This is a genomic window from Rhizobium cerradonense (assembly GCF_030182455.1).
GTDB lineage: Bacteria > Pseudomonadota > Alphaproteobacteria > Rhizobiales > Rhizobiaceae > Rhizobium.
On record NZ_JAQJCK010000011.1, the window covers coordinates 152,141 to 171,690 of the forward strand.

17 protein-coding genes are annotated in these 19,550 nt (G+C 58.6%); 10 read left to right on the plus strand and 7 right to left on the minus strand.

From position 1 onward, the window contains the following. Nucleotides 1-7: 7 nt before the first annotated feature. The 3 genes from PH547_RS22980 to PH547_RS22990 all read right to left on the minus strand — a co-directional run bounded on the left by PH547_RS22980 (nt 8) and on the right by PH547_RS22990 (nt 4,553). Nucleotides 8-1,135, minus strand: coding sequence for a phosphoribosyltransferase-like protein (locus PH547_RS22980; protein WP_004129896.1), 1,128 nt, complete (start codon nt 1,133-1,135; stop codon nt 8-10). Continuing rightward, entirely contained in the window at nt 1,132-3,069 is a 1,938-nt protein-coding gene (locus PH547_RS22985; protein WP_004129899.1) for an HAD hydrolase family protein, read from the minus strand. The genes PH547_RS22980 and PH547_RS22985 overlap by 4 nt, the downstream gene beginning before the upstream one ends. A 329-nt stretch (nt 3,070-3,398) precedes the next feature. Beyond that, nucleotides 3,399-4,553: an RHE_PE00001 family protein gene (locus tag PH547_RS22990; protein WP_004129902.1), complete on the minus strand. Its 1,155-nt coding sequence runs from the start codon at nt 4,551-4,553 to the stop codon at nt 3,399-3,401. Nucleotides 4,554-4,752: 199 nt separating this feature from the next. On the opposite strand from PH547_RS22990, the gene PH547_RS22995 reads away from it, so the two are divergent. Both PH547_RS22995 and PH547_RS23000 read left to right on the plus strand, forming a co-directional pair. Continuing rightward, complete coding sequence (locus PH547_RS22995; RefSeq protein ID WP_004129904.1) at nt 4,753-5,901, plus strand: site-specific integrase; 1,149 nt, start codon at nt 4,753-4,755, stop codon at nt 5,899-5,901. Beyond that, the gene (locus PH547_RS23000; RefSeq protein ID WP_037156003.1) at nt 5,898-7,133 is read left to right on the plus strand and encodes a hypothetical protein; all 1,236 of its coding nucleotides are present in this window, start codon (nt 5,898-5,900) and stop codon (nt 7,131-7,133) included. Before PH547_RS22995 ends, PH547_RS23000 begins: the two co-directional genes overlap by 4 nt. A gap of 9 nt (nt 7,134-7,142) precedes the next feature. Here the strand turns inward: PH547_RS23000 and PH547_RS23005 are convergent, their stop codons facing one another. From PH547_RS23005 to repA, 4 genes are all read right to left on the minus strand, one after another. Then, nucleotides 7,143-8,438 (minus strand): hypothetical protein, encoded by a 1,296-nt coding sequence (locus tag PH547_RS23005; RefSeq protein ID WP_004129910.1) that lies wholly within the window; start codon nt 8,436-8,438, stop codon nt 7,143-7,145. Between the two features lie 151 nt (nt 8,439-8,589). Then, complete coding sequence (gene repC, locus PH547_RS23010; protein ID WP_004129924.1) at nt 8,590-9,834, minus strand: plasmid replication protein RepC; 1,245 nt, start codon at nt 9,832-9,834, stop codon at nt 8,590-8,592. Between the two features lie 156 nt (nt 9,835-9,990). Further along, a complete protein-coding gene (repB, locus tag PH547_RS23015) occupies nt 9,991-10,986 on the minus strand; it encodes a plasmid partitioning protein RepB (protein ID WP_004129927.1) in 996 nt (331 codons plus the stop codon). Nucleotides 10,987-11,070: 84 nt separating this feature from the next. Then, nucleotides 11,071-12,261 (minus strand): plasmid partitioning protein RepA, encoded by a 1,191-nt coding sequence (gene repA, locus PH547_RS23020; RefSeq protein WP_004129930.1) that lies wholly within the window; start codon nt 12,259-12,261, stop codon nt 11,071-11,073. A gap of 389 nt (nt 12,262-12,650) precedes the next feature. On the opposite strand from repA, the gene traI reads away from it, so the two are divergent. Genes traI through trbL form a run of 8 tightly spaced genes read left to right on the plus strand, consistent with a single transcriptional unit; the run spans nt 12,651 to nt 19,537 of the window. Continuing rightward, nucleotides 12,651-13,277 carry an acyl-homoserine-lactone synthase gene (gene traI / locus PH547_RS23025; protein ID WP_004129933.1) on the plus strand — a complete coding sequence of 209 codons (627 nt, stop codon included), beginning with the start codon at nt 12,651-12,653 and terminating at the stop codon, nt 13,275-13,277. Nucleotides 13,278-13,287: 10 nt separating this feature from the next. Then, nucleotides 13,288-14,265: a P-type conjugative transfer ATPase TrbB gene (gene trbB, locus PH547_RS23030; RefSeq protein WP_004129936.1), complete on the plus strand. Its 978-nt coding sequence runs from the start codon at nt 13,288-13,290 to the stop codon at nt 14,263-14,265. Then, nucleotides 14,255-14,638, plus strand: coding sequence for a TrbC/VirB2 family protein (locus tag PH547_RS23035; RefSeq protein WP_004129938.1), 384 nt, complete (start codon nt 14,255-14,257; stop codon nt 14,636-14,638). The genes trbB and PH547_RS23035 overlap by 11 nt, the downstream gene beginning before the upstream one ends. Next, nucleotides 14,631-14,930: a conjugal transfer protein TrbD gene (locus PH547_RS23040; protein ID WP_004129942.1), complete on the plus strand. Its 300-nt coding sequence runs from the start codon at nt 14,631-14,633 to the stop codon at nt 14,928-14,930. Before PH547_RS23035 ends, PH547_RS23040 begins: the two co-directional genes overlap by 8 nt. 9 nt (nt 14,931-14,939) lie before the next feature. Beyond that, a complete protein-coding gene (locus tag PH547_RS23045; RefSeq protein ID WP_004129944.1) occupies nt 14,940-17,396 on the plus strand; it encodes a conjugal transfer protein TrbE in 2,457 nt (818 codons plus the stop codon). After that, nucleotides 17,368-18,171: a P-type conjugative transfer protein TrbJ gene (gene trbJ / locus PH547_RS23050; RefSeq protein ID WP_004129947.1), complete on the plus strand. Its 804-nt coding sequence runs from the start codon at nt 17,368-17,370 to the stop codon at nt 18,169-18,171. Before PH547_RS23045 ends, trbJ begins: the two co-directional genes overlap by 29 nt. A gap of 26 nt (nt 18,172-18,197) precedes the next feature. Then, complete coding sequence (gene trbK / locus PH547_RS23055; protein ID WP_338059961.1) at nt 18,198-18,368, plus strand: entry exclusion protein TrbK; 171 nt, start codon at nt 18,198-18,200, stop codon at nt 18,366-18,368. Beyond that, on the plus strand, nt 18,362-19,537 hold the full coding sequence (trbL, locus tag PH547_RS23060; RefSeq protein WP_004129963.1) for a P-type conjugative transfer protein TrbL: 1,176 nt from the start codon (nt 18,362-18,364) through the stop codon (nt 19,535-19,537). Before trbK ends, trbL begins: the two co-directional genes overlap by 7 nt. Nucleotides 19,538-19,550: the final 13 nt, after the last annotated feature.

Sequence of the window (19,550 nt, forward strand, 5' to 3'; positions counted from 1 at the left end):
GATGATCCTATGAATGCCTCTGCCTTCGTCTGAAGAGCGGACGCATTGCCGGCGTTGCTTCGCCACCCTCGGTCTCTGCCCAGAGTATGGCGACGGAATTGTTGGGCGTATTGTGTTCGAGAACCAGTGGCAAGGCACATCCGCCATAGCCGAGTCCCAGGTGCTCGACCCCTCCGACATCCGTATGCTCGGTCTGGATCTTCGGGTCGTAATATTTCTGGGTGAGCGCGATGAAGCCCTCGAATGGCGCGGGGCTTTTGTCTACTGGAAGATCCTGCGGCAGAACCGCCCCAAACGAGAAATTGATCGTCTCCGTCCATCCCTCCGTTTTCAAAGCGTCCTTAGCGTCGCCAACCCGCCTGACCATCTCGCCAGCGCCCGCATGCGTCGCGATATAGTGGTGCACGCAGAGTTCCCAATCGGGGGACAACACCTTGGCCGAAAGCGCACCGACGACATTCTCAAGCGATTCCTTGAAGCGCGAAAGCTTTCCGGACCACTTCTGCTTCTTCTCGTTCCAACGATGGAACGACGTCCCGGTCCCGACGAAATCGTCGATCAAGTAAACCAGCCTGAACTGTGCGTCCGGATCCTTGAGGTCCTTGCGAAGATCGTCGATCAGATCTTGCCATTTGTCTTCGTCGAGCTGGGTCGCCAGTACAAACTGCTCGTTGGTGAGGATGCCGACATTACTATGCCTGATGCCATCAATCCTGGCGCCGTCACTCAATCCCATGAAGAGCGTCTGCCGCCGCAAGCGATCGGCTGCATCTCTCGCATCGCTGTCGGCCCAGACCCGGTAGCGCGGAATTCCCTTTTCCGCCGCGACCATGCTGATGATGCGCTCACGCACGACGGACGGATAGAACTGCTCCACGAGGCGGTTCATCTCTGCCTGACCCACATAGATCAGGGATTGACGCACGAACGCGTAGGCCGTGGGGCGCTCGCTGGGATCAAACTGCTGCAGCCAAGTACCAAGGCTTTCAATAAACCGCATACCCGCTTGAAAATCGCGATAGCCGTCGTATTTCAGCTTCGACATCAGACGCAACCAGCTGAACTCGCGCCTGGCCTGGTCGTCGTCCCAGGCCATGATCTCGCTCAATATCCGCAGCCCAAGTCCTTCGTTCACGTCAGCGCATCCTTCACAAAGCCGAGATGCCCGTCCACGACCTCGAGATGCCTGATATAATCCAGTGTCGCCTCCACGCCGCGTTGCCCAGCTTCGGCGAGGTTCCAGCAGCTTGCAGCATCAACACTCGTTTCGTCGACGCTGAGCGAATCTTCGCCACGCAGAAGCTCGAAGTCATTGCCCGGCCACCGGCCGCGATCCCCGATCGCAAGGATCGGAGTCGGCCCCAATTGCCCCCTCAGTCTCTCGACGACATTGAGTTTCGAAACCGAGGCCGCAACGATGTCCACGGAATGACTTGAGCGCGTCACCTTCACGCCCTCGCTTTCGGTCGCCAGGATGACCTGATGGGCAATGTCCCATAGCCTCCCCTCGCCCACGTCAGTCTTCGCCTGAAGCGTGATCTGAAACTGCCGGTCGGTCTGTTCGGCGAATTTGGCGAGCTCTGGATGGCGCTGTAGCGCAATCGCCAGAGACGCGAGTTCGAGGCAGCACGCCGCCATTCCATCAGGGACGGCCGCGTCGCTCAATGGCGCAATTTCTGCTCCATTGTAATAACCGACGAGGATGTCGTCCCAGTATCGTTCCGGCAACACCTTTTGCAGATCTTTCCTAACGGACGAACCGCGCCCGGTGGCAATCGCGACGCGACCACCGGCTCTCAGGATCCGGATCAGCTCAGCGACGATGTCCTGACGTGGCAGCTGAAAACGATGCCGCGTATCAACAAGCGTGCCATCATAGTCGAATACGACGGCGGAAAATCGCTTGTTCACAAGCTGCTTACGATAAGCCGTCAGAGCGCCCTTCCAGCCAGCAAGTTCTTCTCCGTCCATACTGGCGGCAGTCTTGCCTGCCTTTCGGGATATCGCGGCCTCGTCGCGAGAGCCAATCGAAAGGGCAAGCTTGGTCTTCCCGGACCGCGGCAGGGGCAGATTGTAGAGCTTGCGCCCGAAATCCGGCACGCCTGGCCGTCCTGGATCGATTCCCACCGCCAGGCCTGCCCACTCGGTGATCCTCAGGGCTGCGATGAGTGAAGAGATCATGGTAGCGACAGGCGTACCGGGAAGGTCGACAACGGCTTTCGGTATGTCCCCAGGGATCAGGTCCAGCGTTTTTTCCGCCAGTGCACGGTCATGATCTGAAACCAGGGCCAGCACTCCGCTGATGTCTCCTCGCTTGGCGAGCCAATGATGGCGGCCATGCGCGAAGTTTCGATAATCTGCGAGTTGAAGATTCCCAAGAGCCGCTTCGGTGAATTTCGATTCTAGGTCGATCGCGCCAACCTTCGTCATCGGGCCATGAACTACCAGCGTCGTGCCGCGCGACCAAAGGCTGCCGGTTTTTGCTCGCCAGGACGCGACCGCATCACTTTGCGCAGAAAGCAGCTGATCGACGATCGCGACCGCTGCATGCCACTCTCGATCGCCATCGTGCTCGAAGGCGTAGGCCCGAGCGAGAAGCGAGATGAAGCCTAGCAACGAATTGGTCGCCAAAAATCCGTCTTTGCCGGCCGGCGGCGGTGCGATCAAAAGGTCCACATAGGGATGGCGGCGGCACAGATCGGCAAGCGGACTGTCTTCTCTCCCGCACATTATCGCGAGCTGGCGCGGCTCGCGTGTCACGAGTGTTTTTGCGGCTGCGATGATGTCCACGTTTCCGCCACCCGCACTCAATAGCCAATGGGACACGCCGACGAGTGGGTCTGCGGAAACTTCAAGCGGTGTCGACACCGAGGCAAGACGACCGGTAAATGTCTGATGGAGGGTAACAAGCGCATGCGCGGCGGTGAGTGAACCACCGGAACCGATCGCCTGGAGGGGGAAAAGGCCTGCAGTGCGGATCGCCGCCCGCAGATCGTCAATATCCTTGCTTTTCGCCCAAGCAAATGTTGCTTCTAGGCTGTCGATTTCCTTCGCGTACGGTTTTGCCATGATCTCCTCGTACAGGCTGATCGCCTCGCTCCTGTCGATTCGACCGCTCTTGGCTCCGACAGCAGATTGTGATGTCGAGTCTTTCCCTGTGGCTTGAATCTCTTCGAAAACAGCGGGAGATTCAACGGGCCCAAGTCGTTACCGCGACGTCATCAACAACTATAAGAAGCGCCCTCACTAAGAGGTCCCGATTTTTGTTCGCTCGCTTATGTGTATGTATTTTCGTATGGTTTTGTGATCTCCTGTAAAGCATGAGTTGTATTGACGTTTGATGCGACTTGATTGTGATGATCTCCGATCCGCGGCTGCGGCGCACAAAGAAAAGACCCTTACATTATCCCCCACGCCCGAAACCTCCCCCTCCCCGTCATCTCCCTGAGCCCAAGCTCCTCGACGATCCTGAGCGCCGCTCGCGGCGTCACCTTCAGCGTCTCGGCGACCATGCCGGCCGAGACCAGCGGCCGCGCCATGACGAGCTCGATCAGACCCGGCAGATTGGAGGAAGAGCGCCGGCCGACCAGGCGCCGCTCCATCATATGTTTTGCGAGCGCCAGCCGGTCATGCTCCTTGAGACCGAGCTCCGCGGCCGTAATGATGCCGTTAACGACCGCCAGCAGGCGGGTGTCGCGCGCGCGATGCCGACGCCGTTCGACGGGAATGGATTTGAGGCCGAGATTGATCGCGGCGAGGTGGGCGCCGGTCGTGAGGCCGGCATGGCGCAGCGTTTCGGCAGCCAGCAGCCGGCCGAGCCAGGGCGCGTGTTGCAGGACCTGCAGGTCGTTCCAGGCGTCGAGCAACAGCGCGGCGCGCAACACCGGCGGCAGGCCTTCGGTTTCGCCCAGGACGACGCGCCATTCGTCGAGCCGTGCGTCCTCGTCCCAATCGAGATCGTAGACCAGCGGATCTTTGTCCCGCGTAGTGCGCGGCCCGGGCAATTTGGCTTCGGTTAGCGCTGCTTCCGAGCGGGCGATCACGGCGTCGATTTCGGCCAGGTGTTCCGCCAGGGGATCGTTGGGATCCTTATCCGGATCGTCCCCCTCCCCTCCGCCGATCGCGTCTGCAGCGGGTGCGGCCAACGGCACGGTGTTTTGGGCGATCCCATCAACTGCTCCGTCGTCGTCGTGTGATGGTGCAAGCCACCCCTGCCCGCGCAAGGCGCGCAGACCATCCGGGCGCAGCGCCCAGCCGGGTGGCTGCGCCGCGAGTCGCCGGCGGCTGCGAAGCACGTCGCGGGCGATTGTCAGCTCGTGGGTCGGCGTGCGGATGTCGTGGCCGGCGTCGTGCAGCACCAGGTCCTCGAGATGGACGAGCTCGCCGTCGAGCCACAGCGAGGCGCAGGCATCGGAAAAGTGGGCGCGATCGAGGAAGCCGGAGCCGACCGTCGATCGGGCGATGCGCTCGTCGAGACGTGACAGTGACGATGCGGCGTCCGAAACCGGCCGCGATAGGGTCTGGAGGGGCAATTTGGCGAAATCGTAACGCATTGAAAATATGGTAAATGATTTACTAAACCGTCGCTATCTTAGATTTAGTGTCCGTCACTGGATGTTGTTGCCGAGGCAACTTGTCACTTCCGATAAGTAATGCTTATCGGAAGTGATTGATTTCTTCCCCCAAATCAGCGAAAACCGTTGCAAAGCACAGTCTCAGTGCCGTCAAAACCATTGAACCGGAGCGATTTTCGTGGCCAAGTCTTCCCATTCCAAGACCGCCGTCGAACGCCGCGCCCACGAACTCGACACCATCGCCAGCGTGCTGCCGATCGACCGGCGCGACGAACTGGCCGAACTGTTGACCGACCAGGACATCGAAACGCTCCGCCACCTGGTCAACGAGGGCATGGGCGAAAACACCCTGCGCGCCCTCACCTCCGACCTTGCCTATCTGCAGGCCTGGTCGCTGGCCGCGACTGGAGCCTCCCTCCCCTGGCCGGCGCCAGAAGCGCTACTGCTGAAATTCGTCGCCCACCATCTCTGGCAGCCTGACCAGCGCGACATCGATCCTCACCACGGCATGCCAGCTGATGTCGAGCAGAGCCTGCGCGAGCAACGCTTCCTTAGATCTCCCGGGCCGCACGCGCCCGATACGGTGCGCCGGCGGCTTGCCAGTTGGTCGACGCTGACAAAATGGCGCGGGCTGACGGGTGTCTTCTCCTCCCCTTCGCTGAAATCCGCAATACGCCTCGCTGTCCGCGCGACGCCACGACCAAGAAAAAGAAAGAGCGCCAAGGCAGTCACCGGTGACGTCCTGGCAAAGCTGCTCGCTACCTGTGGCACCGACAGCCTGCGCGATGTCCGCGACCGGGCAATATTGATGGTGGGTTTTGCCTCGGGCGGTCGCCGCCGCAGTGAGATTGCCGGTTTGCGAAGGGAGCAGCTCTCGGTCGAACCGCCAATCGCCGTCGAGGGTGGTCCTCCCCTCCCCTCTCTCGCCATCCATCTGGGTCGCACCAAAACGTCAGGGATCGAGCACGATGAGGTCGTTTATCTGAGCGGCCGGCCGGTGGATGCGCTGAATACCTGGCTGGTGGCCGCCAAGATCGACAGCGGCAGCATATTCCGGGCGGTCGATCGCTGGGGCAATGTCAGCCGCCGTGCCCTCGATCCGAAGGCGGTCAACGATATCGTCAAGCAGCGGGCGGTCATGGCTGGACTGGAGCCTGGGGAGTTTTCGGCACATGGCCTGCGGTCAGGATACCTGACGGAAGCCGCCAACCGGGGTATCCCTCTTCCTGAGGCGATGGAGCAGTCGCGGCATCGTTCGGTTCAACAGGCGTCGAGTTACTATAACAACGCCTCAAGACGAACCGGGCGAGCGACAAGATTGCTGTGAAGTCCGAGCTCGTGGTGTTCACGAGCATGCTTATCAATTCGACAAACGGCCGGAGCGCTCCTGAATTACTCGGAAGATGGCGACTGAGAAACGCAATCTTAGATGTTTTGCCGCCACTTTGCGCAGATCTTCAACGGTTGACGGGTTTCATGCTGCCAAGGGTCTTACTCAACCCGGTCTACCGGTTCTTATTGTCGGTTGATCGATGCATTTCATATGAAGTCAGTGCGCTTAAACGCGCCGACGAAAATGGTGTTACAGATCGCCTGCTTTGGTGTCTGAACGCGAACGGCGAGCCGGTACCAAATATCGAATTTTCCATCGACGACCTGAAGCGCGATGTCCGACAGCTCGTTGGAGAAGGATTTCCGATAGGTGTTGAGTTCAAGACAGAACGCTACACGCAAAACTACGAAGGAGATGTTACGCAGGCGGACTATGGTCTAAACATCAATTTCACCGATCCTAGCCAAATCAACCCCGCAATGAAAAAGTGGACCGCAACCTATTTCATGCAATCGAAGGTCGCCAAAGTTCCACCTGACAGTGACCAATGGGATCTACGCGCTTCTTTCAGTCGAACTAGCGGACAGCCAAACGCAATTGATCGACTTCGCTCTCTGGTAGGCAATCGCGGCCTTCTATACCACCTGTATTGTCCTTCCGGCGCTCTTAGATACGCAAGCAGCTCAAAGCTCTTCAAGACTATTGAAGCAACTGGGGTCAACAAAGGGGCGCCTTCGGTGTACTGGCGTTCTGGGTTCTGGCTCACTCACACATTACCTACGAACATGAAAACGCTATTTGCCAATCGGGTGCATCCGACCCCTTGGACGTTGCTCATTCTCTCTCATTTTTTCAACCTTCGCGGACTGGACGGCCTAATTATTGAACCAGAGCGGCTTTACGAGGGACAGAAAAACGAGGAAGCCCAGTTCCGAGAGGACCTCTTCAAGCGGGACCCAAAGGCCGTTGAGAGCGCATACCTCTTGAAAATCGCGGATGGCCAGCCAAAGAGAGAAATAGTCGAAAGCTATTTGAAGGCTCAGCCGCACCGTACTGTCACGATGGATATCACCTTCCCCACCTACGAGTATGAAAAATCGATGCAGCCGGATATCGCTCCAGACGATGGGGATATTCCCGACTTCGAACGCGAGGCCGAGGATGAACACGACAATAATGATGGGTTGTCGAACGGAATAAAGCTAGGCGGCACGGGATGCCTTTAGGCACCATCGCTAGTCGGTAGTGAGGTAGAGCAGGGCCTGGTTCTCCTTAACAACTTTAGCGTCGGGGCTTGTATACGAGCGAGCCTCGATCAATGGAATTCCCTCAGCGAACAGGGCATCGGTCGGGCGCTCGGTCTTAACCAGGGCAGTCGCGGCCTGCGACGGTGGCTTCACCGATATCCGCGAATAGTGGCTCAACTCTCCCTCCCGACCAAGAACGGCAAACCCGTCCGGAAAGACTGCGCCTCCGGAACGCTTAGCTGCCTCGATGATATCGGCAGGGAATTCCGGAAGCTCTCCCATGAGATCCAGGTCCCCTTCGCTCGACTCGATCAAAGCAAAGACACGCCCAGCAACTTCCAAATCCAGCGCCATACCATTCACAAATCGAACCGGTCCCGATTTGAAAATCAGATGATCTTCGGCAGTGACGACCAAGGGCTCCCACTCGGCGTCTTCCCCGACCATCCACGTCCGGCCAAGCCAGTCAACGGTGGTGAAGTTCTGCTCCGAGGGTCTCCAGCGGCGATCGCGTGCCGCCTCTCCGATGTCAGGTCCGAACAGGAGGGTCAGGACACCGCAATAGCTGCCGAACCGAACTCCGCGGGGATCAGACTGGTCGGAAGGGTCCTTGTCGTTACCGGATGGCGGATCCGAACTCACCGTGTGGTCGATGAATATCTCTGCCTTCTTCACTGACTTCATCCAGCTGCCGACGGCATAACCATGCGACGCGATCCAGGTGCCTATCTTGCGGCCCAGATAGGGTTCGACTTGTTCGCAATAGCCGTCCCTGACAGTCTTTGTAAAAGCAGCCCTGGAAGCTCCCTTTGTTGCCTTGGACTCTGCAAGGGCGACGAACAGATCCCCTGTGCGACTAAAGACATAGTCGGGTGACCGGGTGGTCGGCGGCTTGCCATGAACGGCGTGGTTTTCGAAATGATCTACCCATCGATAGCCATCTCGAACCATCTGCAGATAGGCAATACCGTCGCCAACCAAGCCGGTCATTACCTTCCCGACATAGTCCTTGAGGGTGCGGGCAGTGTCCAACAATGCGAAACGATCATTTTTGTCATCTACGTGTCTGGCGATAAGGTGGCGGCACATCTGAACCTGAGCCCTAGCCGCACGCTGGTCCATCTTCGCTCTGCTGGAGCACTGCGCCATAGCACCGAAGAGTTCGGCCGGCGTGAACAGCATTTCGGTGTTCTCAGGCGCACGACCGACGACCAAGGGATGGGGTTTCGCGATATGACCATTGATCTGCTCGACCGCTAGCTGTTTCTGCTTTGCCTTCCACATTGTTGCAGGTCCTCGCAGGAATTCGATAGTCAACGCTGATAACTACCTGTATTGCCATAGGAAATCACTAAAAAAAACGGCTGACAAGTTTTGATGCTCCAGCGCCACAAGCCGATCGCGTTTTGCCCGTCGTCAATGGCGCAGTCCCGTGTCAGGCGGACCTTCGATGTCCGCCGTCATTTGCCTTTATGAGAGCCATCAGCATCGGCCCGAGCGAAAACTCCCCGCGCTCCGAGCGCCTGGTCAGATCCCGCAGATATCCGCCGGCAGATGTTATGAAATTCGACCGCTCCAGAATGCAGGCCACCGCAACTGCCGCATTCTCCGGCCCCATGGCATTGCAGGCCTCCTCGTAGGCTGAGGGGCTGACGCCGAGCATTGATCGCACGACGACGGCCGCTTTCATCAGCTCGCGCCAGTGCTCAATGCGCCCGGCGGGTCCGTAATCAGCGATCTGCGGGCAGGCACGAAGGACCATTCCGAGCGGGAATGCCTTGATCGGCTCAGGTTTCGTCTTCGGTCCTCCGTTCGGCTCATTCTTCGTCAGAGGTTCATCCGCCAAGCTTTCGCCCTGCTCTTTTCGAGAGCTAGGTTCAATTTCATTTATGGATTCGGTATTTGAATTCTGTATGTGGCAGGCATTGTGAATGGCATTGCCATACATATCTTCAGTTTTTAGCTGTGTTTCCAGGATGTTGAGAACCTCGTCCCGCAAGAGCTCCATCTCGTCGAGCGTAATCTCGACCTGCGCACGGTTCGGATAGCGTGGGAGGCGGGCGAGAATACTGACATACTCAGATTCCACCCGTTCCCAGTTCCCTGTAGCGCCCTCTTCCACGGCAGCCGAGATCAGCTTGCGCACATCGCGACGGCAGATCGTGAGGGCTTCCTTTGCGCGGCGGAAACGAGCGCGTTCGGCGGCGACGTCCTGCGCCATCAGGGCGAGCTCCATGGCACGAGCCAGCAGCGGTCTCAGGTCAAACCCGTAAGCCTGCTCGATCTCGCCATCGCGGTTGCGGTGCGCATAACGTTTACCGTTCGGGCTATCGCGCCGCAGAATAAGGCCGGCATTGACAAGTGCCGCGAGTTGTCGGCGGAGTGTCGTCTCGGTGATTCCGTGGGCACGCACGGACAGCTGGGCGTTGGATGGGAAAACGACCAACCCCTGGCTCGGATCGAGCTCCGCGTGAGGGTGAAAGGTCAGGAGGGCATCAAGGACGGCAAGTGCCCGGTCCTGGATTCCCAGGCGTTCCCGTGCCTCGCACACGTCACGAAACACTTTCCACTTTTCGATACGCGTGCCTGGCTGCGGATTGTCGATCGCCATCTGGCCTCTGACCAGGGCAAGCGACATCGGCCGCCGCCCAAAGGGCGTCGTCACATGTCCCGTCTGCATTTTTCACTCACCTTGCTTCAGGCAAAGGAAATCCGCTCACCAAATCGGCGCCAAGACTCTTGACTGTGATTCCGGGAAATGCGATTCTCGATCCTGCTAGAGATGACGAGAGAGGCTTCCACGGTTCGCCGTTTGGGGGCCTTTTTCTTTTGCGGTTCAGTCTCCGTTTGTTTCAGTTTTCGATCCTTTGTACTCCTCGTACAAACGACCCATGTGGGAAGACAGCCATTCGCTGAAAGGCCTGGCTTCAACATTCGTAAGCTCGATGGCAACTTTCTTTGCCTTCGAATTCATCACCACGTTTAGTGCGCGATCGGTAGAGGTCCATTCCCGGACGGGGACGTTTGCCTTCGGCTTCTTTGCAGCTGACTTGGCCTTGTATCGCTTCAGGTAGTCATGGAGTTCATCGAACCGCTCACCTTCAGGAAGCTCTTGAAAGTTAGCAGACCCCGTATGCTCTACTGCAACCTTGGACAGGGCAGGGGCAAGAACCAGTTGCCGAAGGCTGAGCCATTTGTCGCGCCCGATCTTCTTAGATGCACCCAGAGCCTGGATCACTGACGCGGGCACCGCCTCGACAACTGCAAGCATCTTGGAGAGCATTGCCTCATCGACGGCGAGTGACGAACGAACCGTTTCCTTTGTCATTCCTGACGCAATCAGGTTCTGAGCGAAGAACGCGCGCTCTATAAAAGACAGGTTTGAACGGGCCGCGTTCTCCTGTCCTTGCACAATGGCGGAGGTAATATCGTCGAGCTTCTTAACGATTGCCTTGACCGGCACTCCAAGCTCGCGAGCGACTTTCAGGCGACGATGGCCGAACACGACCATATATCGTTTGGCATCTGTCGAGCTCGGGCGAACAAGAATAGGCGTTATCTGACCCGACTCCTTGATAGCCTGGAGCAGTTCCTGAAACTCCTCGCCGTCATCTGACAGTCGGTCGGCGACGAAGGACACGTCGATCAATCGCGGATCCAGGTCCACGATTACCTCACCCTCCATAAGCTTTTTGGTACTCTCCGCCATATCCTCGATGGAGCGAACAACTGTCTTCGCAGCTCCGGTCATTCCGTAGCCTGGCTTTGTCGGCGTTTGATTTGCCGAGATCGAAGCCATATCTAGTTTGGCGAACGGATTTTCACGGGACATGAGTTCCCTCCCAACCTGCGGTCAACACCGACAAGCCACTGACGACGTTGAACAAAACGTTAAAAAAAACGGCTGACAATCCTCTCATTTTCGCCCCCAGACGCCGTGGATGAGCTCGACGATCTCCGCGTTGGCTGCGTTCAGGCTCTCCATTGCCCGGTCGTATGTCGCCCGGACGAATTCACCCCGCTCGACCTCGTACAAAGTCTGCTTCTTGATCGACGCATCGGAAATCGCGGTTGACTTCAATACGTGGTTTCTCAGCATCTGCTGTGCAAACATCGACTGCATGAACCCGACCATCTGAGCCTGCGGGATATCCGTGGGTTCAAATCGCGTGATGAGGTACCGGAACCACTGAACACGCATTTCGGCGCCGGCCTCGGCGACGGGCCCCATGATCCCGCCGAGCATCATCAGAAACTGGCTCATCGACATGATGTCCAGCATCTGAGGATGAATGGTGATGAGGATCCCGGTCGACGCCATGAGCGCGGTAATGGTCAGATAACCGAGCTGAGGAGGGCAATCGATGACGACCACATCGTATTTGTCATCGACCTGCTTCAGAGCGCTGGCGATCCGCATGTAGAACAGTCGGCCGTCCTCACCTTTCTTGGAAGAGATCGCCAGCGGCACGTCATACTCGTATTCCTGAAGAACCAGGTTTGCTGGCACGACATCCAGTCCGGGAATATTGGTCGGCTGGATGACATCGGCGATCGACTTGCGCTCGTCGTCAAAGCGAAGAGCCTCATATAGAGACGCCGTATCATCAAGCTCCGGCTGGATCCCGAAGAGGGAGGTCAGGGATGCCTGGGGATCGAGGTCGACCGCGAGCACCCGATGCCCGGTGAGGGCGAGATATTGTGCAAGATGTGCGGCCGTTGTGGTCTTGCCGCTTCCGCCCTTGAAGTTGACCACCGACACAATCTGCATCGGCTCGCCCTCTCTGCGCTTAGGAACATAGTATCTCTTGTCGGATTTCTTGTTGGCCTCAAGATAATCACGGAGCTCAAGCATCTGATCGGCGGTATAATAGCGGCGTCCGCCAACCGATTCTATTTCAGGCCCCTTGCCATCGGCATGGATCTGCCTGAGATGAGTCTGGGTTACTCCCATGAAGTCGGCAACCTCCGCAAGCTGAAACTTGCGCAGTCCCTTGCGGGCGTCCGGCGGATACTGCTGGCTGCGCAACATGTGCAACGCACCTGAGATCTTCGCCCCTTGCTGGGCGATCTCGATATCAAATCTGTTGGGCAACATGTTGGTCATTTCGCGAACTAATTCCCCGGAGGACTACACTTTCGAAAAAATGGCTAGAACGCCATCATTTGCGAAACTATCTCCCGATTCCCACCTAGCCGCAAGACATTTAAGGTTAACAAGAGGTTAACGCCATCGCGCAGGTAAATTCGATCCCGCCCGATTTTCCTTTAATAATCGTGAGTTAACAAGCCAGAGGTTCTGCGGCGTTCTCTATCTGTTTATCTGTGAATCCTGCAAAACTTGCCGACCGCGTTAAGGGCGACGAGGCATGATTTCCGCAAACAAGGCGCTCATCATGGAGCGACTCACTCGCCAGTCATTGCATGATCCTCCAACTACCGCGCAGTACCGTTCCATGCTGACTTCTCAGCCGATCAACGACGACGGAGAAATTCATGCAGGTTTTCGCGCTCAACAAACCGCGGAATGTTCACGAAGCTCGGCTCATCCAGCAACATCACCAGCTACGCGCTCGCGTCTTCGCGGAGCGGTTGGGCTGGGAGGTCAACGTCGTATATGGCGAGGAATCGGACGGCTTCGATACTCTTGACCCCACTTACATCCTGGCCGTCTCCGACCTCGGCAACGTGAGCGGCTGCGCGCGGCTTCTGCCGGCCGTTGGCCCGACGATGGTGACGAACATCTTTCCGTCGCTGCTACCGAGCGACGGACTGAACGCACACCCTGCAATGATCGAGAGCTCCCGCTTCTGCGTGGATACGACCCTTGAAGAGGGCAGGGGGGCAGGCTCAGTGCATGAGGCAACGCTGACGATGTTTGCCGGCATCACCGAGTGGTGCCTCGCAAACGGCATCACCGAGATCGTGACGGTGACCGACCTGCGGTTCGAACGCATTCTCGGTCGTGTCGGCTGGCCGCTTCAGCGCATCGGCGATCCGAGCCGTATCGGCGTGACTACAGCCATCGCCGGGATCCTTCCGGTGAACGTAGAAACATTTCTGAGGCTCCGCCCGTCCAGCTATCGCTCGCAATTCAATGGTCCGCTGGGTCAGGCAGCATAAGGAGAAAACCGTGAACCAGCTTCGTTCTCATCCTCGACTCGTCCGCAAGCTTCAGGAGGCGCTCGGCGATCAGCTCTGCGTCGCGCTCGATGATTCGACTGTTGTCGAAATCATGCTCAATCCGGACGGCAAACTGTTCATCGAACGACTCGGCCATGGCGTTGTACCCGCCGGAGAAATGTCGTCCGCAAGTGCTGAAATGATTATCGGAACCGTGGCGCATTCGCTCCAGTCCGAGGTCGATAACGAGCAGCCGATCGTCTCCGGCGAACTGCCGATCGGCGGCCATCGCTTCGAAGGACTGTTGCCTCCTGTGGTCTCCAAGCCGGCCTTCACCATCCGTCGTCGCGCCTCTCGCTTGATCCCACTTGAGGATTACGTGCGCTCGGGCGTGATGAGCGAGCAGCAAGCGTTGACAATCCGCAGCGCGATTTCGTCTCGGCTCAACATCATCATCTCCGGCGGCACCGGCTCGGGCAAGACGACACTTGCGAACGCCGTCATCAACGAAATCGTCAAGTCGGCGCCAGACGACCGCCTCGTTATCCTCGAGGATACCGCAGAGATCCAATGCACAGCCGACAACGCCGTCCTTCTCCACACAAGCGATACTGTCGATATGGCGCGGCTCTTAAAGAGCACGATGCGGCTGCGTCCCGACCGGATTGTCGTCGGCGAAGTCCGTGACGGCGCTGCGCTCACTTTGCTTAAAGCGTGGAATACCGGCCACCCTGGTGGCGTCGCGACCATCCATTCCAACACTGCAATGTCGGCGCTCCGCCGCCTTGAGCAACTGACCGCCGAAGCCAGCCAACAGCCGATGCAGGAGGTGATCGGCGAGGCGGTCGATCTCATCATCTCGATCGAACGGACGGCTAGGGGTCGGCGCGTTCGCGATGTCATTCAGGTCGAGCGCTACGCACACGGCCAATACGAAATCGAGTCCGATGAGCTCACGGAAGAACAGGAGGCGCGCCATGTCGCCTAAGAATGCTACTATCGCCGCTGCGCTCCTTGCAGTGCCCATCGTCCTGGCGTCGGTTGCCCCCGCACTCGCGAGTTCCGGCGGCAGCCTCCCATGGGAAGGGCCGCTGCAACAAATCCAGGAATCGATCACCGGCCCGGTTGCCGGTGCCATCGCGCTTGCAGCAGTGGCGATTGCCGGCGGCATGCTGATCTTCGGCGGCGAACTCAACGATTTCGCGCGGCGGCTCGTCTATGTGGTGCTTGTCGCCGGTATCCTGCTCGGCGCGACCAACATCGTTGGCCTTTTCGGCGCCACCGGCGCGTCGATCGGACTGCCGGACGAGCGAGCCAGGTCCATCGATCCGAGCGGAGAAGGGGAGAGGGCACATGGCTGAGGCCTTGTCCGGACTGCAACGCAACCGCATTCACCGTGCCCTATCGCGCCCGAACCTGTTGATGGGCGCGGACCGGGAGCTGGTGCTGCTCACCGGGCTTGCTGCCGTCATCCTTATTTTCGTGGTGCTGACGGCATACTCCGCCCTGTTCGGCGTTGCCATCTGGATCGTCATCGTTGGTTTCTTGAGAATGATGGCAAAGGCAGACCCGCTGATGCGGGAGGTCTATGTCCGCCACATATCATACCGCCATTACTACAAGGCGACCTCCTCGCCGTGGCGTCGGTATTGAGGAGGAGACATGGTCGCTCTTAGACGCTTCCGGGCCACTGGCCCATCCTTCGCGGATCTCGTTCCCTATGCCGGTCTGGTCGACAATGGTGTGCTCCTGTTGAAAGACGGGAGCCTGATGGCCGGCTGGTACTTTGCCGGCCCGGATTCCGAAAGCGCGACCGACCTGGAGCGCAACGAACTCTCGCGCCAGATCAATACGATCCTGTCGCGGCTCGGAAGCGGCTGGATGATCCAGGTTGAAGCGGTCCGCATTCCGACCTTCGATTATCCGACGGATGATCGTGGCCACTTCCCCGATGTCGTGACACGCGCGATCGACGCCGAGCGGCGGGCGCATTTCGCGCGCGAGCAGGGGCATTTCGAAAGCAAGCACGCGCTCGTCCTCACGTATCGCCCGCTCGAGTCCAAGAAGACGGCCCTCAGCAAATACATCTACTCGGACGAGGAGAGCCGCAAGAAGAGCTATGCGGACACGGTGCTGTTCGTCTTCAAGAACGCTGTCCGCGAGATCGAGCAGTATTTTGCCAATACCCTGTCTATACGCCGGATGGAAACGCTCGAGGTTGTCGAGCGGGGAGGGGAGCGGGTCGCCCGTTACGACGAGCTGCTGCAATTCGTTCGCTTCTGCATCACCGGCGAGAACCATCCGATCCGGCTTCCGGATGCACCGATGTATCTCGACTGGATCGCCACCGCCGAGCTTGAGCATGGGTTGACCCCAAAGGTCGAAAGCCGCTTTCTCGGCGTCGTGGCGATCGACGGTCTCCCGGCGGAGAGCTGGCCGGGGATTCTCAATAGCCTTGACCTGATGCCCCTCACATATCGCTGGTCGTCGCGCTTCATCTTTCTGGACGCGCAAGAGGCGCGGCAAAAACTCGAACGCACCCGCAAGAAATGGCAGCAGAAGGTGCGGCCGTTCTTCGATCAGCTCTTCCAGACGCAAAGCCGCTCCGTAGACCAGGATGCCATGACGATGGTAGCCGAGACCGAGGATGCCATCGCGCAAGCCTCCTCGCAGCTGGTTGCCTACGGCTACTATACGCCGGTCATCGTTCTCTTCGATCACGATCGCGAAGCCTTGCGGGAGAAAGCCGAAGCAATCCGCCGGCTGATCCAGGCCGAAGGCTTCGGCGCAAGGATTGAGACCCTCAACGCCACTGACGCCTTTCTCGGCAGTCTGCCGGGCAACTGGTATTGCAATATCCGCGAACCGCTGATCAACACCAGCAATCTTGCCGATCTCATTCCACTCAACTCTGTCTGGTCGGGAAGCCCTGTCGCACCGTGCCCATTCTACCCGCCGAACTCTCCTCCGCTGATGCAGGTGGCCAGCGGCTCGACGCCGTTCCGCCTGAACCTGCATGTCGACGACGTCGGTCACACCCTTATTTTTGGGCCGACCGGTTCGGGCAAGTCGACGCTGCTGGCATTGATCGCAGCGCAGTTCCGGCGCTACGAACGCGCCCAGATCTTCGCCTTCGATAAGGGGAACTCGCTCCTGCCGCTGACGCTCGCCGCCGGCGGCGATCACTACGAGATCGGGGGCGATGCGCATGAGGAGGGGAGGGCGCTGGCCTTCTGCCCACTGTCGGATCTCTCCAGCGATACAGACCGGGCATGGGCCACGGAATGGATCGAAATGTTGATCGCCCTGCAGGGCGTTACCATCACGCCGGATCATCGCAACGCTATCTCGCGTCAGATCGGATTGATGGCCAGCGCAGCCGGCCGGTCGCTTTCGGATTTTGTGAGCGGCGTTCAGATGCGCGAGATCAAGGACGCGCTCTATCATTACACTGTCGATGGACCGATGGGTCAGTTGCTCGACGCCGAACAGGACGGTTTGACCCTCGGTGCCTTCCAGACCTTCGAGATCGAGCAGCTGATGAATATGGGCGAGCGAAATCTCGTGCCCGTTCTCACCTATCTGTTCCGTCGGATCGAAAAGCGTCTCGATGGCCCACCGAGCCTGATCGTCCTCGACGAGGCCTGGTTGATGCTCGGTCATCCAGTGTTTCGCGACAAAATCCGCGAATGGCTGAAAGTGCTGCGCAAGGCCAACTGCGCCGTCGTGCTTGCCACGCAGTCCATCTCGGACGCTGAGCGCTCTGGCATAATCGATGTCCTGAAGGAATCCTGCCCGACGAAGATCTGCCTGCCGAATGGTGCCGCTCGTGAGCCTGGGACGCGCGAATTCTACGAGCGGATCGGCTTCAACGAGCGGCAGATCGAGATTGTCTCAAACGCCACCCCCAAGCGTGAATATTACGTCGTCACGCCGGAAGGCCGGCGCTTGTTCGATATGGCGCTCGGCCCTGTGGCGCTCAGTTTTGTCGGAGCCTCCGGCAAGGAAGACCTGAAGCGCATCCGCGCGCTGACGGTCGAACACGGCCGCGATTGGCCGATCCACTGGCTTCAAACGAGAGGAGTTCACGATGCCGCATCGCTGCTCAATTTCGAATAGATTGCTTACAGGTCTGGTGGCTGTCGCATTGGCGGCTGGCGCTGTTGTGCCCGCAAATGCCGGAACTGCCACGGGGGCCGCAACCGAATGGACGCAGGTTCTCAACAATGGCGAGCTCGTATCCCTTGTTGGCCAATCTGGCGAGCAAATCCAGAACCAGCTCACCCAGATCAGTCAGCTGGCGCAACAGATCGAAACCCAGCTCAATATCTACCAGAACCTGCTGCAGAACACCGCGACGCTTCCATCGCATATGTGGGGGCAGGTCGAAAGCGATCTCAACCAGCTTCGCAGCATCGTCGACCAGGGCCAGAGCATTTCCTTTTCCATGGGCAATGCCGACGATGTGCTGCAGCAGCGCTTCCAGAGCTATTCCAGTCTCAAGACCAACCTGCCGAACTCCGAGAGCTTTTCGTCAAGCTATCAGACCTGGTCCGACACCAACCGGGACACGATCGCCAGCACGCTGAAGGCCGCGAGCCTGACAGCCGATCAGTTCGACACCGAAGAAGGCACGATGTCTTCGCTTCGGTCCATGTCCGAGACCGCCGACGGGCAGATGAAGGCTCTGCAGGTCGGACACGAGATCGCCGCGCAGCAGGTCGCACAGATGCAGAAGCTTCGCGGCCTGGTGTCCCAGCAGATGACCATGATGGGCACCTGGCTTCAGACTGAGCAGACCGACAAGGACTTGGCACAGGCCCGCCGAGAGAAGTTCTTCAATGCTGAGGTGAAGAGCATCCCCGAAGGTCAAAAGATGGAGCCCCGCTGGTGAGCCGAGCTGTTGTTATTGCCGTCCTTGTGCTTGTTGCAGCTGTTTCGTCTGCGGCGACGGTACTGATCGTTAATTCCAGGGAATCCAGTAAACCTGCGCTCGCTGAAGAACAACGCGCCGTCAGGGAGAGGTTCTTTGGCTCGAGCAAGGAGCTGCCGCCGATAACGGACGGCCAGGAGATACGCCCGAGATGGTGAAGCGTACCCTTGAACAATCGTTCCTGATCGCAGGCCTCCTTTGCCTCGTCTTTGCAGCTCCCGCCTTCGCGCAACAGGGACAAGTCCTGACCGAACTAGAAAATCAGGTTTCGACCGCCGCGAAAGGATGGGAAACCACCATCATGGACGCGGCAAAATCCCTCTTTTGGATTCTCGCCACCATCGAGATTGGCATTGCTGCTGTCTGGCTAGCAATCCAAGCAGCATCGCTTGAAAGCTGGTTTGCCGAGCTTGTCCGGCGCATCATGTTCATCGGCTTTTTTGCGTTCGTCCTGACCCAAGGGCCTTCTTTTGCCCGAGCCGTTGTCGACAGCCTTTTCCAGATCGGCGCCGGTGGCGGATCGGCGTCGCCGGCCGAGGTCTTCGACGCCGGCATTCGGGTCGCTTCGCAGATGTCACAACAAGCACAGTTCGGCGTGTTTGAGGACAATGCGCTGGCTGTCGCAGCTGTGCTGGCGATGGCGATTGTCGTCATCTCTTTCTCACTTGTGGCAGCGATTTTTGTATCGGTCATGGTCGAGATGTATGTCGGGCTGCTCGCCGGCATGATCATGCTCGGGCTGGGAGGCTCATCCTATACCAAGGATTTCGCGATCCGATACCTAGTCTATGCATTTGGAGTCGGGATGAAATTGATGGCGCTCGTGATGATCGCCAAGATCGGATCCCAAGTCCTCCAAGGCCTGGCGACTGCTCCGACTGCGTCCTCCGATCAATTCGTCACGACCTTGGCCATTGCCGGCATTTCAGTCGTGGTCTTTATCATCGCCATGTATGTGCCAAGCATCATTCAAGGTGTTGTTCAAGGAGCGTCCGTTTCGGGCGGAATGGAGGCGATCAGGCACGGCGGCCAGGCGGCATCGTTCGCCACGGGCGCAGGATTCCTCGCGACCGGCGCGGCCGGTGCAGGCTTTGCGGCTGCCCAGGCCGCTCGCGCTGCTGGGTCATCCGTTGCGGGTGCGGCTCTTCGTGGTTTCGGTGCAGGAATCGGGTCCGCGGGAAAAGCGACCGGCTCGGCTGCAAAGGAAAAGGCCATCGGTTCTCCCGGCGCCTATGCCGGGTCGATCCTCGGTCTCGCTAACGCCAAGCTCGACCAGGCGCGCAGCGGGCATAGCGGGCTAAAACCGCCTCCCGAACGCAAAGACTAACCGCAATCAGAAA